The 14,846-nt window shown below is 70.9% G+C and carries 12 protein-coding genes and 1 pseudogene; 7 read left to right on the forward strand and 6 right to left on the reverse strand.

Going from position 1 to position 14,846, the window contains the following annotated elements; genetic code table 11:
- Window positions 1-180: 180 nt before the first annotated feature.
- Window positions 181-858, reverse strand: coding sequence for a GAP family protein (locus H5J33_RS08100; protein WP_181794201.1), 678 nt, complete (start codon window positions 856-858; stop codon window positions 181-183).
- Window positions 859-1,308: 450 nt separating this feature from the next.
- Here H5J33_RS08100 and H5J33_RS08105 point away from each other — a divergent pair, with 450 nt between their 5' ends.
- From H5J33_RS08105 to H5J33_RS08115, 3 genes are all read left to right on the forward strand, one after another.
- Window positions 1,309-1,818 (forward strand): hypothetical protein, encoded by a 510-nt coding sequence (locus H5J33_RS08105; RefSeq protein ID WP_181794202.1) that lies wholly within the window; start codon window positions 1,309-1,311, stop codon window positions 1,816-1,818.
- A 115-nt stretch (window positions 1,819-1,933) separates the two neighbouring features.
- Window positions 1,934-3,304 (forward strand): Dyp-type peroxidase, encoded by a 1,371-nt coding sequence (locus tag H5J33_RS08110; protein WP_181794203.1) that lies wholly within the window; start codon window positions 1,934-1,936, stop codon window positions 3,302-3,304.
- Between the two features lie 34 nt (window positions 3,305-3,338).
- Entirely contained in the window at window positions 3,339-4,484 is a 1,146-nt protein-coding gene (locus H5J33_RS08115) for a catalase family protein (protein ID WP_181794204.1), read from the forward strand.
- Window positions 4,485-4,781: 297 nt separating this feature from the next.
- Here the strand turns inward: H5J33_RS08115 and H5J33_RS08120 are convergent, their stop codons facing one another.
- Window positions 4,782-5,780 carry an Lrp/AsnC family transcriptional regulator gene (locus H5J33_RS08120; protein WP_181794205.1) on the reverse strand — a complete coding sequence of 333 codons (999 nt, stop codon included), beginning with the start codon at window positions 5,778-5,780 and terminating at the stop codon, window positions 4,782-4,784.
- A 121-nt stretch (window positions 5,781-5,901) separates the two neighbouring features.
- On the opposite strand from H5J33_RS08120, the gene H5J33_RS08125 reads away from it, so the two are divergent.
- On the forward strand, window positions 5,902-7,317 hold the full coding sequence (locus H5J33_RS08125; protein WP_181794206.1) for an MFS transporter: 1,416 nt from the start codon (window positions 5,902-5,904) through the stop codon (window positions 7,315-7,317).
- A complete protein-coding gene (locus H5J33_RS08130) occupies window positions 7,314-8,522 on the forward strand; it encodes an amidohydrolase (protein WP_181794207.1) in 1,209 nt (402 codons plus the stop codon). The genes H5J33_RS08125 and H5J33_RS08130 overlap by 4 nt, the downstream gene beginning before the upstream one ends.
- 19 nt (window positions 8,523-8,541) lie before the next feature.
- Here the strand turns inward: H5J33_RS08130 and H5J33_RS08135 are convergent, their stop codons facing one another.
- Window positions 8,542-9,936, reverse strand: a complete 1,395-nt coding sequence (locus tag H5J33_RS08135) for a PP2C family protein-serine/threonine phosphatase (protein WP_181794208.1) — start codon at window positions 9,934-9,936, stop codon at window positions 8,542-8,544.
- Window positions 9,937-10,644: 708 nt separating this feature from the next.
- Between H5J33_RS08135 and H5J33_RS08140 the strand changes: the two genes are divergently transcribed.
- A complete protein-coding gene (locus tag H5J33_RS08140) occupies window positions 10,645-10,857 on the forward strand; it encodes a hypothetical protein (RefSeq protein WP_181794209.1) in 213 nt (70 codons plus the stop codon).
- Window positions 10,858-11,228: 371 nt separating this feature from the next.
- Here the strand turns inward: H5J33_RS08140 and H5J33_RS08145 are convergent, their stop codons facing one another.
- Window positions 11,229-11,390: a hypothetical protein gene (locus H5J33_RS08145; protein ID WP_181794210.1), complete on the reverse strand. Its 162-nt coding sequence runs from the start codon at window positions 11,388-11,390 to the stop codon at window positions 11,229-11,231.
- A 133-nt stretch (window positions 11,391-11,523) separates the two neighbouring features.
- On the opposite strand from H5J33_RS08145, the gene H5J33_RS08150 reads away from it, so the two are divergent.
- On the forward strand, window positions 11,524-12,156 hold the full coding sequence (locus H5J33_RS08150) for a DUF6368 family protein (RefSeq protein ID WP_181794211.1): 633 nt from the start codon (window positions 11,524-11,526) through the stop codon (window positions 12,154-12,156).
- Between the two features lie 60 nt (window positions 12,157-12,216).
- On the opposite strand, the pseudogene H5J33_RS08155 reads toward H5J33_RS08150, so the two are convergent.
- Together H5J33_RS08155 and H5J33_RS08160 are read right to left on the reverse strand one after the other, a co-directional pair.
- A pseudogene (locus H5J33_RS08155) lies at window positions 12,217-13,333 on the reverse strand (IS630 family transposase).
- Between the two features lie 180 nt (window positions 13,334-13,513).
- Window positions 13,514-14,846: cholesterol oxidase substrate-binding domain-containing protein (locus H5J33_RS08160; protein WP_181794212.1), on the reverse strand; the 1,333-nt coding region annotated here is incomplete at its 5' end.

Here is a 14,846-nt window from a genome sequence, read left to right on the forward strand (position 1 = left end):
AGGATTCCCTCCCTGGAGTGTCGATCCGGCTCGGTATCACGTCAAGGGGGCTGTCCGGCTCCGCTACACCCCTTGTCCGACTCTGCTACCGACGTTTCTCCCCGGCCTCGCCGGGTTTCGGCTTGCGATCAGGTCGTGGTCAAGATCATCTGGTGGGGTCAGAGGGCTCTCTTGACTCCGTCAGGAGGTGAGGATGGCGATGCCGTCTCCGAGCAGCTTCAGTCCGAGAACGAAGAACAGAACGGCCATCACGGCGACATTGTGTTGAGCTGCCCGGTCTTTCCAGTTGCCGAGTGTGGTCCTGGCCCGCTCTCCTCCGAGGAGGAAGACGCCGAGCGGGATCAGCAGGCCGAGCGTGGCGATCACGACGAAGATCGCCAGTGATGCGATCTGCTGTCCCACCGGCAGTCCGGCCGCGCCGATCGCGGCGCCCGCGGCGATGGTCAGCGGGGCGTTCTTGGCGTTGAGGGCGGCCAGGGCGCTTCCGAGTCCGAAGATCTCGACCGGTGTGAGGCGGTCGATCGCGCCCATCCACTTCGGCAGCTTCGCCTGCGAGGGGTCCTTTGGCCGCCGCCGCCACTGCCGGGCGCCGAAGAAGAGGAGGAGCAGGCCGAGAGCGAGCTTGAGGGCTCCCACCCAGGTGGCTGGGTGCTTGTGGGCGGAGGCTCCCGCCGGGGACGCGACAGCCAGCATCACGGCGCCCAGTGCCGCGAGTCCGAGGATCCAGCCGACGGTGAAGAGGACTCCGTTGAGACGTCCTCGGGGCGTGGCGAGGATGAGGATGACGGCGATGACCGGAAGCGGGCTGATCGCGACACCGGCCGCGAAACCCAGCACGTCACCGAGAACTGCGCCCATGGCTGCCTCCAGCTGGGGTCAGGTGGCGATCTCGTTGAGCAATGGTCTGGGGGGAAGGCGAGTGCTTCGGTGGTCGGCCCGGGCGTGAGGGGCGCTTGTGTGAAAGGTCGCGCCATGGCTTTACGGCCGCGTTGGAACGGCGGACCGAGATGGTGGCAACCCCGTGCTCGTGCTCAGCACGCACGGCCTGGTTTCATCTTCCTGCGCCCGGCTCGATCTGTCGTCGCAGGCCCCCACTCGCGCCGCGTTCCTCAGCGGCCGAGATGCGAGGCCGCGCTTCCCTGGTGAGCATGGACTGGTGAGGGCGATGGTGCCCCGGGTCCGGGTGCTTGGTGACCTTCACCCGATCCGTGGCAGGGGAGTTTCACGATGACTGCAACGGCACAAGCGAATCAGTCGGCTCACCCCGAGCGTCCGGGCAGGTCGGACGGGGTCTGCAGCGAGTTCACCGTGTTCACGGAGATCAAGCCCGGCCACGCGGACGCGTTGCGGAAGGATCTCGCCGCAATGGCCGACGCGGCGGATGACGAGAGGGTCCACGCGGCGGTGCGCCAGATCGGCACCCTGCATGACGCTCGGCACGTGATCTTCGACAACGACACCCGGTTCATGTTCGCCAGCGTCTTCGACGGCTCGTGGGACGCGTACATCGACGACTTCGCCAAGACGGTGGTCGGGGAGCGCTTCGACAGGGTCTTCTCGCACAGCGTGGGGTTCCCCGGTGTCAAGGACCCCGGGGTGAAGGACTGGTTCGTGGCTCATCAGGCGCCCGCAGGTGTCTTCGTCAGTGCCTATCCCGACCTGACCGTTCAGCAGATCTACAAGGACCACCGCGTGGAGGAGGCGTTCGAAGAGGTGCTGGACACCGCCGAGTTCCGCGCGGCGTTGGAGAACCCGGCCAACGCCGACTTGGTGAACACGACTGCCTTCCAGAAGCTTCTGGAAGAAGCCTCGGCCTAGAAACCGGGCACAGCTGCCCCGCAGAGCTGTGCCCCTTCGGTGAACGGCGTAGGTGGGCGCGAACCATCTCCGGGGGCTGTCTGGACGAGAACGCATGCGGAAGGCCTAGACGATCATGAGTACGGCAGACAGCGGCAGCGCGGCCGGGGTACGCGTCGAGATCGAGGACGTCCAGAGTGGGGCACTGCGCCCGCGGCCCGTCCCGTACGAGGGAAAGTTCGTCTTCCTGCGCGTCGACGACCGCCACGCCGGGCGTGCCCTGCTGCGGCGGTTGCTCCCGCTGACCTCGGGTGGCCTGCCGAGCGCGGACCGGAGCCTGGACGCCTGGGTGGCCGTGGCGTTCACCTACCAGGGGCTGAGGGCCCTCGGGGTGCCCCAGGAGTCTCTGGACAGCTTTCCGCGGGCGTTCCGTGAGGGCATGGCCGCTCGTGCGGAGCTGATCGGTGATCTCGGTGAGAACGCCCCGGATCATTGGGAGAAGCCGTTCGGGACGGGCGACGTCCACATCGCGTTGAGCGCCCTCGCCTCGGACGCGGCGCAACTCGACCGGGAACTGGGCCGGGCCCAGGTCGCCTACCGGGAAACCCCCGGTGTCCAGGTGATCTGGGAACAGGACGTCCACCAGCTTCCGACCGGACGCACCACCTTCGGCTTCCGGGACGGCATCAGCCATCCGAACATCGAAGGTGTCGGGCTGCCCGGCTCCAATCCGCAGGAAGCCCCCATCAAGCCCGGCGAGTTCATCCTCGGCTATCCGGACGAAACCGGCAGCCGGCCGCCCATGCCCAGCCCCGATGTGCTGGGGCGCAACGGAACCTACGTGGCCGTACGCAAGATCCACACCAATGTAGCGGCCTGGCGCCGGTACCTGCGCGCCAACAGCTCCAGCGCCGAGGAGGAGGCACTCCTGGCGGCGAAAATGGTCGGACGCTGGCCGAGCGGTGCGCCGCTGGCGCTGGCGCCGGAGCACGACGACCCGGAGCTGGCCGCGGATCCGCAGCGCGTCAACAACTTCCTGTACCGGGAGAACGACGATCGCGGCCTGCGATGCCCCGCCGGCGCACACATCCGACGGAACAACCCCCGCGACGCCACCATCATCGGTGACGCACGGATGCACCGGATCATCCGCCGCGGCACCACCTACGGTCCGCCGCTGCCCGAGGGCGTGCTGGAGGACGACGGCGCCGACCGGGGCCTGGTGGGAGTCTTCATCGGCGCACATCTCGAACGACAGTTCGAGTTCATCAAGTCGGAATGGGTCAACGACGGCAACTTCATCGGCTACCCCGGCGAGCAGGACCCGGTGGCCGGCCATCACGACGGAACGGGCAGTGTCACCATCCCCGGCAAGCCGATCCGGCGCCGCCTGCGGAACCTGCCCAGCTTCGTGGTCACCCGCGGCGGTGAGTACTGCTTTGTGCCGGGTCTGCGCGCCCTGCGCTGGCTCGCCGAGCTGGACGACGCAGAGGACGCCCGCCGCTGAGGTCCGCACGCGCTCCCGGAGGAGAGGCCGAGTCATGGCAGCACAGTTCGTCCCCTACACGCCTGACGTCGAGACACAGGATCCGGACTTCGACAAGCACGTGCGGACGGTGATCGAGAAGACCGAGAACTACATCGCCGAATCCGTCCAGGCCGGCGGCACCGGACAGGCCCTGCGCGACGCCCACGCCAAAGGCTACGGACTGGTCCGTGGAGAGGTGGAGATCCTCGACGGGCTGCTCCCGGAGTACGCCCAGGGCATCTACGCGACGCCGGGAACCCACGATGCGCTCATCCGTTTCTCCAACGGATCGCCCCACGCCGGGGCCGACGCGCGACTGGGCGCCGCCACCGGGCTGGCGCTGAAGATGTTCGACGTCCCCGGTCCGACCCTGCTGGAGGACGAGCCGGACTCGGGCACCTTCGACTACGCCAACATCAACGGACCGGTCTTCTTCTGCAACACCATCGAGCACTACCTCTTCATCCAGGACCTGTTCCTGAACGCGTCGGCCTACTTCTCCCAGGGCCGACCCGGCGCACATCGCTTCTTCACCGAGTTCGTGACCGGAAAGGGCACCCTGGACCGGGACAACTGGGCATGGGACGAGTTCCTGGCCTTCCTCCGCCTGTCGAAGACCCCGCCGGCGAACCTGCTGCTGTCGAGCTACTGGACCATGGGCGCGGTCAGACACGGCGACTACATCGCCAAGGTGCGCATCACCCCGGACCCGGACCGTGCCGCCCGGGTGGTCCGGCGCACAGTCGACCCGTCCTCCGCACAGGAGGTCTTCCGGCCTGCCCTCCAGGCCGAGTTGCAGGAGCGGTCCTACGCCTTCGACATCCAGGTCCAGCTCTGCACGGACCTGCAACGGATGCCGGTGGAGGACACCACCGTGGAGTGGCCCGAGAAGCTGTCGCCGTCCGTCACCGTGGCCAGACTGCGGCTCCCGCAGCAGGACATCTCCGGCCCGGAGAACCTGGCGAAGATGGACTCGCTGTCCTTCACGCCCTGGAGGGTCACCGCCGAGCACGCCCCCCTCGGCAACATCATGCGGGCCCGCAAAGAGGTCTACCGGCAATCCTCCATCCAACGACACAAGCTCAACCAGCAAGAACGACGTGAGCCGCGTAGCGCGGACGAGGTGCTGCCGCCGACGACCGCAGCCCCCCGCCACTGACCCTCCGCACGCACCACCGCGGGCACGGTGCCACCACGAAACGGAGACGGACCACGATGGCGAACAGCGCAGGTCACGCCGAGGAACAAGGGCTGGACCCGGACGCCCGTCAGGACTGACCGTGGCGAGTCAGATCAAGCTGTCACCTTCCCCGACGACCAGCTCGATCTGGCGGAACGTGACAGGTCGCGGGCCACGTCGCGCAGGCCGCGCGGGAGCTGACCCGTCCGATCGGCGGCGTCACCTCGGCGCGACGCGGCAGGACGGCCCGACGCTCCGGAGGCGATTTCGGCCGTCTCACCAGGGCCGGATCGGCCGGACGCCGGTGCGTCGCCCGGCGCCGTCCAGCAGGTGCCCCATCCGTTTCACAGTGCGGGTGCCGAGGGCGCGCTCGGTGATGCGGAGGGCGGGCAGTTGGGAGCAGGCCGCCGTCTCGCGCTGTTGCACCGAGCCGATGTCGCGGAGCCAGTAGGTGGCGAGCACGTTGGCACCTCCGGTGACAGCGGCCAGCAGCCGGCACTCGGGCAGGGTCGCGAGGGTGCGGTGCAGGCGGTTGACGTCGCCGGCCGGGGCGTGGCCGCGGAAGGTGACGGACACGGGCAGCCCCGAGACCGCCGGAGCCACGTCGCAGCGAAACCCCGCGATGCCACCGGCGGTGAGGCGCTTCAGGCGTCTGCGCACGGTGGCGGCGCTGGTACCGGTGAGGTCGGCCAGCTCCGTCAGCCGCATCCGTCCGTCCGCCACCAGCGCGTCAAGCAGCTCGCGGTCGAGGGTGTTCAGGTCGAGGGGCCTGCCCGGCCGGTCCGGAGTGCCGGCCCGGCGGAGCACGGAGAGCTGGGCCGCGTCGAGCGACCCGAGCCGCCATCGGGAGCCCTCTGCGTACAGCGAGGTGGCGAAGACGCATTCGAGGTCGAGGACATCGGGCAGGGCTGCCAGTTCCTCGTCCACGAAGCTCTGCACGCTCGTGAGGTCGGGTGCCAGCACGTCCAGCATGAGGTCGGCGCGCCCCGGGGCGAGCAGTTCGACCGTCACCGCCTCCGGCAGTTCCGCGATGCGCGTGGCCAGTCGCTCCCGGGCCGACGGAGCGCAGCGAAGGAAGACGAAGGCGGTGCAGCCGCTGGAGGAGAACGCCGGTCCGGGCACCGCCGACACCCAGGCCAGTCCCTCCCTGGCGAGCCGCTCCCAGCGGCGGGCCAGGGTCACCGCGGTCGCGCCGAGCAAAGGGGCCAGATCCGTCCACGCAGCCCGGGGCCGAACTTGGAGGGCGTGCACGAGGGCGAGATCCAGCTCGCTCACCGTGACCGAATCCGACACCATGACCTCGCTCGCCGCCGATTCTCCACTTTTTCCCGCCCGGTTCGTTCCGCGGTCGCACTCTAGCCACCAGTCGCATTCCAGCCAAGGAAAGGGCGAGGCCGTGACGAACGCCATCAGCCGGGGCCGGGGACTGATCGCCGTGATGATCGTGATCGTGGTCTGCAGCGGTGTCGTCCAGGGGTATCTCACCCCGCTGCTGCCAGTCGTCGGTGCCCACGTCGGCATCGGCGGCGTGGGCCAGAACAACCTGTACCTGCTGTCGCAGATCGCCTTCACCGTGCTGACGCCGTTGCTGTCGCGCTGGGGCGACATGTGGGGGCATCGGCGGCTGCTGCTCGCCGCCGTGACCATGGTCGCCGCCGGATCGCTGCTCATCGCGGCACGGCCCACCACCGCCACCCTCGCGGTCGGCACGGTACTCCAGAGCGCCGTGGTCGGCTTCTTCCCGTTGCTCGCGGGCATCCTGCGCTCACGCTCCCCCGAACACGGCCGGATCGGCATGTCGGTGCTGGTCGGCGCACTGCTGTTGTCCATCGGAACGGGCGGCTCCGTGGCCGGAACGCTCAGTGACGAACATGCCCTCGCCGGGCTGTGGACCGCGGTCCCCTTCGGCGCCCTGGCGGCGGCCGCCGCGATCGCCCTGCCGACCAGCACGGCTGCGCGCGCGGGCCGCTTCAACCTGCCCGCCGCCCTGCTGCTGACCTGCGGACTCGGTGCGCTGATGCTGGTGCTGACCGAGGGCCAGAGCTGGGGCTGGACATCGGCGTCGTCCCTGCTGACGGGCACGGTGGCGTTGGTACTGCTGGCCGCCTGGGTGGCGGTCGAACAGCGCTCGTCGCACCCTCTGGTCAACCTGAGCATGTTGCGCGATCCCCGGCTGGCGGCGGTCAGCGCGCACACCTTCTGTATCGCCTTCGGTGCGATCGGGTTCCTCGGCGCCAACGCGGTCTACCTCGGCACCCAGCCAGACGGCGACGGGTTCGGCCTCGGGCTCGGCGCACAGGCCATCTCCCTGGTGTCCCTGGCCATGGTCGCCGTCGGCTTCCTCGGCTCCACGCTGACGCCGGGGCTGGCCCGTCTGATCGGCGACCGGGCCGTACTCGCGGTCGGCGGGTGCGCGGGTGCGGCGGGATTCCTCAGCCTGGTCCTCTTCCACTCCTCCGTACCCCGGTACCTGGTCGGGGCCCTGATCGTCGGCCTGGCCACCGGCATGTTCGAAGCCGCCACCCGGACCCTGTCGGTCGAGGTGGTCGACGAGGCCGAGACCGCGCTGTCCGTCGGCGTCAACGAGATGGCGCTCTCCCTCGGTGCGGCCATCGGTGCCGCCACGATCGGCGCCCTGTGGTCAGCCCACACCACCACCCAGGGAGCCGTCACCGGCACGGGCTACCAATGGGCGTGGGCAGCGTGCGCGGCCGTGGCGCTCGGCGGAGCCGCAGCCGCCCTCCTCTACCGCCACCCGTCCACCGCCGCCGCGCCCGAAGCCGCCACCACCCCTGCGGGGAGGACCGCATGACCAGCCCCGCCACGCGTACCGGGGGCCGCGCGCTCACCATCGCCGCCGACGCCGTACGCGCCCGCGAGCCGGACCTCGTCGCCCTGAGCCACAGCCTGCACGCCGAACCGGAAACGGCCATGCGCGAGCACAAATCGGCAGCCAAGATCACCTCCCTCGCCGAGAACGCCGGCTTCGACGTGACACGCGGGGTGGCCAGCCTGCCTACGGCCTTCGTCGCCACCCACGGCAGCGGCGAGCTGGTAGTGGCCCTGTGCGCCGAGTACGACGCGTTGCCGGGCATCGGGCACGCCTGCGGGCACAACGTCAACGGCGCCGCCTCGGTCGGCGCCGCCCTCGGCCTCGCCGCCGTCGCCGACGCGCTCGGGCTCACCGTGAAACTCATCGGCACGCCCGCCGAAGAGGACATCGGCGGCAAGGCGCTGCTGCTGGAGGCCGGGGTCTTCGACGATGTGGCCGCCGCCTTCATGGTCCATGCCGCGCCGGAGGACTCCGTCGGCGCATCCTCCCTGGCCGTCGGCGCCTGGGACGTCGCCTACACGGGCAAGCCTTCCCATGCCGCGCTCGCGCCCTGGGAAGGCGTCAACGCCCTGGACGCGATCGCCCTGGCACACACCGCCGTCGGGCTGCTGCGCCAGCAACTGCCCCCCGGGGTCCTGGTCCACGACATCGTCTTCGAGGCCGGCCACGCGGTCAACGTCATCCCCGAGACGGCCCGCGCCCGCTACGAACTGCGCGCCCGCACGACCGAGGACCTCGCCCACGCCCGCCGCCGGGTCCGGGCCTGCCTGGAGGCCGCAGCCCTCGCCACCGGCGCCGAGCTGAAACTCACCGCGCACGGCGCCGACTTCGCCGACCTGCGGCAGGACGAGTTCCTCACCGCCGCCTACACCCGCGCGGCCCGATCCCTGGGCCGCGACCCCGTGGACCGCCGGGGCGAGGTCATGGCCTCCACCGACATGGGCAACGTCTCCCACATCCTGCCCGCGCTTCATCCGACCATCGGCTACGACACACAGGGCGCCCTCCACCACACCGCACCGTTCGCCCGGTACGGCAACTCGGCGGGAGCCGACCGGGCCGTGATCGACGCCGCGATCGCCCTCGCCCATGTCGGTGTCGAACTCGCCACCGACCCGGCACAGCGCAGACGCTGCCTCGACCTGCTCGCCGGCCGACGGGCGGCGACCGCATCCCTTGGGTGATGGGTCTTCGCCCATTGCCTCAGGTGCGGGCGTAGCCCGTCAATGGTGGGGTGCGCAGGGCGATGACGGCCTTGTCGTCGTGTCCGTTGCCGGGCAGGTGGTCGAGCAGGGCCCGGCACAGCTCGTCCGGTGGACGCACGGCGAACCTGGAAGCGGTGGCGGCCAGGGCGTCCAGCCCCCGGTCCAGCGCGTGGCCGGGGGTTTCCACCAGGCCGTCGGTGTAGAGGACGACGGTGCTGTCCACCGGGACCGCCTGGCAGTGGTCGGGGCGGGGCAGGTCGGCCGCCACCCCGAGGGGGACGCCGGGTTCGGCGAACAGGTAGCGGACCCGTCCGTCGGGCAGCAGCAGGAGCGGCGGCGGGTGCCCGGCGCTGGACCAGCGCAGTCGCCAGGTGCCGTCGGCGGGTTCCAGGCGGGCCAGCAGCACGGTGGCGATGGGTGTCTCACCCCGGGCGGCGTGGATGATGCGGTCGAGGCGGGCGAGACAGGTGCTGGGCGGAAGGTTTTGGTCGTAGCACAGGGCCCGCAGCATGTTGCGGAGCTGGGACATGTCGGCCGCGGCCCGCAAGTCGTGCCCCACGACGTCGCCGATCACGGCCGCGCAGGCTCCGTCGGGCAGCAGCAGGGCGTCGTACCAGTCGCCGCCCACGGCGGCCGGGGCGCCGGCCGGCTGATAGGCCGCCCCGGCCGCGAAGGGCCGCAGGTCGGGCAGGCGGGGCAGCAGCATCCGCTGGAACTGTACGGCGCTGTTGCGGACCTGCTGGTAGAGGCGGGCGTTCTCGATGGCCACTCCGGCGGTGCCGGCCAGTGCCCGGATCACGCCTTCGTCGTGCCGGTCGAAGGGCCGCCCGTCCGTGCGCTCGGAGAGGTAGAGGTTGCCGTAGATCCGTCCGCGCACGCTGATGGCGACACCGAGCAGGCTGCGCATGGGCGGGTGCCCGGGCGGAAAACCCGCCGACTCCGGGTGGCGGGAGATGTCCATGACCCGCAACGGCTCCGGATGGTGGATCAAATGCCCCAGCAGCCCCCGCCCGCGCGGCAGTTCCACTCCCTGCAGGGCCGCCAGCTCCTTGGCGCTCAGTCCCAGCGGGACGAACTCGTCCAGGAGCCTGCCCTCCGCGTCGAGTACGCCCATGGCTCCGTAGCGGGCGCCCACCAGGTCCATCGCGGTGCGTACGATGCGCCGCAGTACGGTGGGCAGTTCGAGCTCGCTGGTGATGTTCACCACCGCCTGCAACAGCTCCTGGAGCGTGCTCTGCGCCCGGGCCAGGGCGTGCAGCTGCTCGCCGATGCGGTCGAGATCGGAGCTGAGCGGCAGATCGAGCAGGGACGTGTAGGACACCTCGTCCGGCCTCGAGCCGCCCTCCGGCGGCACCTCGTTCCCGACCGGTCGTTCCTGCCCGTACTCCGCCATCGCCGCTGCCTCGCTTCCCGTACTCCGCTCCAGACGCCCCCTCTCGCTGCGCGCGCGGGTGAGTACGCCACACGGGCCGCTCGGCCCATCTGAACCGTCCGCCCGCTCCGCTTACCGGCGACTGGCCGGGCACCGCCCACAGCCACCCCATCGGCCCATCCGCGTCCACGCGGGCGCCCACACGGGCCCGGCCACGGTGCCCGTGCGCGAGCGAGCGGACCGTCGGCCGAGCACCGGAGCCCGGTCGCCCTCGCGGGGGCCCGGCACTCGTCCCTCACCTTCCGGACCGGCCGGCCCGGTGCCGCCGACCGCACGGGTTCGATGCGGTGTTCATGCCGCAAGGGCAGTACCTGCTGCCTGACCGCGCCAGGCGTCCGACGTGGGCCGGGGTGCGGGTGGCTGGAACCGTCGCGCATGGGCGCTCTTCGTGCGGGCGCCGCGCGGAGCGGTGATCGCTGTCCGAACCGGGTACTGGCGGGTGGCACCTCCATGGGGGAGGGGGTCTGCCCCGCTCTTCCCAGGGGCTCGGCGGTCGGGGGCTCACACGGCATGTCCGCGGGTGGCGGCCTGCTCATCTCCCGGAGCCGTGCGCCGGACCGGCTGTGCCCTGCGTCCTCCCCGCGGCCGGCGAAGGCACTCCATCGGGGCGGCCACGGTCCGGCGCGGAGGACGCCGACCACCGGCCGGTGTCGACCGCTCGGCACCCGTATGACCGAGCCGGACGCGCTGCGGATGCTGCCCGGCCTCCACCGACGCGGTCTCGCGGCCGGCGGCGACGCCGATGGCCTTCACCTGTCGGCAGCGCTCCCCGACACCACGGCGGCCGATCCGTCCGCGGTCGCGGTGGCCCAGTGGAGCTGGGCCGCCGGTAACAGCGGACCGTGCCGGAAAGGTCACCGCGTTCGCCGCAACGTGCGCTGAAGCGGTGCTCCAGGTATTCGAGGGCGATCAGCCAGGCGACTTCCGGCCCCAAGACGCGATCAGTGCACTCGCGCGTTGCCGTCTACGGGAAGAGACCGGAAGAGAGTGCGCGGTGGTGCCCGCTCAGGTGTGCTCGCCGGGAGTGGGTGCCAGGTTCGATTGCCGCGACTTGGGACCAGGGCCTGACGCAGGCCTTTTCGTCAAAGCGCTGCCGGTTTACGACAGGTGTGTCCGGCCTTGCGGGACGAGCCGAGCGGGCCGGACTGCGGAGTCGGGCAGCCGAGGCTGACCCAGCGGGCAGTAGCCGCGTTCCGCGCTTTGCCTGCCCTTGCTGGGCGGTCAGGCAAAGCAGGGGTGAGCGTGGTGTGTGTTCAGGCGCTGCGTGGGGCGTGGCCGGAGAACCGGTTGTCGGCGTCGACGGGGATCTCGCGGACTCTTGTCCAGGGGTGGGGGAGCGGGTCGTTGATGGCGACCTGGCTGGCGTATCCGTCGGAGGAGGGGTCGTCGGCGATGTCGATGAGGGTGTCGATCAACCGGAGTCCGGTGGCCAGCTAGTGCTCTGACAGCATGGGTTCGCCGGGTTGGCGGCGTCGGTGCTCGGACCGGCTGGAACCGGTGTGGGAACAATACGAGCGGTCGCGGAGTCGATGGAACTAGGCTCCCAGCATGTCTGGTCCGACGTTGGTGATCGAGTTGGCGGAGCCGCTCTCCCCGGCCGCGCTGCGGGAGTTCCGCGCGTTGATGGTGGGGCTCTCGTCCCACTTCGACGAGAGGCGGCCCGGGTTCTTCGACGTCAACGTGCCCGCAGAGCGACTGGGGGTCGAGGACAGGCGAGAGGAGGACCGGCGAAAGCCGTTCCCGCCGCCACTCCTCGGCAACACCTCCGCGGACGAGGACCTCGCAGCCCTGGTGGGATTCAATCCGCAGCGCGAGGACCGGCGTCGGCCCTTCCTTGTCTACTTGATGGGGCCGGGCGTCGGCGACGAGAGCACCTTCGAGGCTGAGCACGCGGACGAGCCCGAGGTGGAGGCCATCCTGGGCTTCAGACCGACCCATGCCGTCAATGTCAGCGCCGGCTGCAATCACGAGATCGACCACGTGACCACGGCCCTGCTGACCGCCGCTGTCATGGACGTCATCGGGGGTGTGGCCAATGTCGAGCTGCTGGATGGACAGGCGTCGCTCGTCGCCGGCCTTCCGGGGGTGCTGGGGATCACGGGCGACGACTGGATGGCGCTGGGATCGGCGGAGTTCCTGCGGGCCTGGGTTGGGCACCCCGCCTTCCGGCTGGTCAAGTAGCCCAGACAGATGCGCTGCGGAGGTGGTGCAGTGACCTGGAGCGTTCGCCAGGTCGCCTGATCATGCTGCGAGAGCGGCTCGGCCGCCCCAGCGGATGCCTTCTCGCTGCGGATACGGGCGCGTTCCTCGCGTTCGGCGGCCAGGACGTCATGGTGGCGGGTATGGGCATTGCGCCGGCGGAGGCAGCCGTGCAGGGCCCGGGTCTGCACAGTGCGGCTGGGGCGGTTCGCGTTGGCCATCGTGCACTGCCGCAGCGGTCCGGAATGCGCTTCGATCGGGTTCGCCCACGAGGCGTAGGCCGGGGTGAAACGCAGCTCGGCCTTGTGTTTCTTCGCCCAGCGACGGATGCCGACGCCCTTGTGGGAGGACAGGTTGTCCAGGATCACCTAGATCGGTGCGCCGTCGGGCCGGGCTGCACGGACCGATCTCGTCGTTCACGGCTCCCTTCTTTCACCGGTTCACGTCCCACAGCCGGTCGTCGCCCACCGAGTAGCAGCCGTGGAAGTACCGGACTCCGCAGGCGCGGTGGTAGGTGGCCGGCAGCCGGTCGGGACGCCGTTGTTCGGCCCGGCCCGCGCCCGCGGTGGGCCGGATCCCGAGTGGGCCGCACTCGCGGAAGGCGAACACCCGGTCCGGGAAGCGGTCCAGAACGTGCTCGATACGGTCCCGCTTCGCCGCCCGTTCGGGGTCCGGGGACTCCTTCCCTCCTTCCAGGTCTTGGTGCGCTGGAAGGTGACACCGCGGCGGGTGAGCAGGCACCGTAACGCCTCGCGGCCGGTGCGGATCCACCCGGCCGTGCACTGTGCGCAGGTAGGCGACCAGCTTGCGCAGCGACCAGCGGGTGAACGGCCGGCCGAGCTTGACCGGTCGGGTAGTGGCCGTCGCGATGACGAAGTCCTCGTCGTCATCGCCGAGTCGGCGGGGACGGCCTCCCGCCCCACTGAGAGTCCAGGCAGGCCAGGCCCTTCTCGTTGAACGCGTGGATCACATCCCTGACGGTGTCCTCGTCGGCCTGCACCAGCCGGGCAATCACCGGCGCTCGGTTCCCGCCGGCCGAGGCCGGCAGCATCATCGCCCGCCGGTAGCGAACCGAGTTGGTGCTGCCCCGGCGCACGATCTGCCGCAGCCTCTGACCCTCCTGGTCGGTCAGTCTGCGCACACGGACGGGCTCGGCCACCGCGCCCCCAGCGGTCGGATCGCGACTCCGCCAGGAGGACGGTGCATGTCCGGGCCGGCCAGCTCCCCGGGGAACCGCCCCGGCCGCTTGGAGGGGGAGTCGGCCCGCCGTGCCGGGGGTCGGACGCGGTCTCGCCGAGCGGAGCGTACCCGCGTCCGTCGGGCCGGCACGTTCGCCGGATCAGCGCAGCAGGGTGTCGAGGAAGGGGCTGGACACCACGTGGTGGGGGTCGAGCCGCTCCAGGACCGTGACGGCCTCGTCCCAGCCCGGGCCGCCCCCGGCGCGCAGACTGGCGGGGACGGTGCGGGCGAGGACCTCCGGGTCGGACCACGCGGCGGTGTCGGTGTAGGCCCAGCCCTTGGACCACTCCGCCCGGACCGTCGCCCTGTCGCCGTCCAGCGCGAACAAGAATTGCTCGACCTCCCGGTAGAAGCGGTGCAGCGCGGGCGTGGTCGGCAGGGAGAGGATGTCGATCCACACGGCGGTGTCGGTGTCCGGCCGGTCGGGGCGCGGCCGCAGGGCGGACAGCAGGGGTGGCCGCGCGCCGGGTACGCCGCACACGGAAGGGTCCTCCAGGCCGGTCACGCGGATCTCCACCTGGCCGTTGACCGGGTACTCGCCGCGCGCCGCGTACTCGGCGAGCAGCGTGCGGTAGAAGTCGGCGAACCGGCTGACCACCCATTGCAGATCGGCGCGCCGGACGAGCACGGCGTAGCCGTTGGCCGTCTCGCGCAGCGTGGTGGGCCGTATGTACTCCAGCAGGTTGCGGGAGGCGCCCCACAGGTGCGACCGCAGCCCGCCGGCCAGCAGATGAGTGAGGACATCACCGGTCAGCACGTCCCGCACGAGGCCGTCGGACAGCAGGACGTCGGTGATGTCGCCGGTCAGCGCCACCTTGGCCAGCAGGTACTGCACCTGGCCGAAGAGCGGCGCGCTCGCCCAGGCCCCTGACACCAGGGATCCGGCCAGCCGGGCCACCGGCTCGGGGAGGGAGTCGGAGAAGGGGTAGTTGTACGGCTCGTCGACCGCACGGGAGCCCAGGGGCTGTCGCGGAGCGACGCTCCAGACCTTCAGCCAGGGCTTGTCGGTGAAGGCGAACCAGATCGCCTCCACGCGGCCGGTCTGGTCCACGAAGCCGGCCAGGGTCCGCTTCCCGGCCGCGGTGCCCGGGGCGGCGAACAGTTCGGTGGCCGGGATGTCCAGGAAGGACTGGCAGCGCAGGTTCTGGTCGGCGCCCACGCGCAGGACGGCCTCGGTGACGAGCGAACGGCCCAGGTGGGTGAGGAGCGCGTCGCAGTCGGGTTCCGCCCGGCCGACGGTCCGCAGGACGTAGCGGCCGGCGCCCTCGTCCCAGACGACCGCGGTCAGTTCGGTGACCAGGTTGCTCAGCGAGCCGTAGCCGTGGCCGGGCGGTGGGCTCTCGCCGACGGCGGGGACGGCAGTACCGTGCGAAGCCGAAGGCGGTGCCGCTGCGGGACGCGCAGATCCAGGAGCTGCACATCCGGGACTTCTC

It is taken from the genome of Streptomyces sp. WELS2, assembly GCF_013870595.1.
GTDB lineage: Bacteria > Actinomycetota > Actinomycetes > Streptomycetales > Streptomycetaceae > Streptomyces.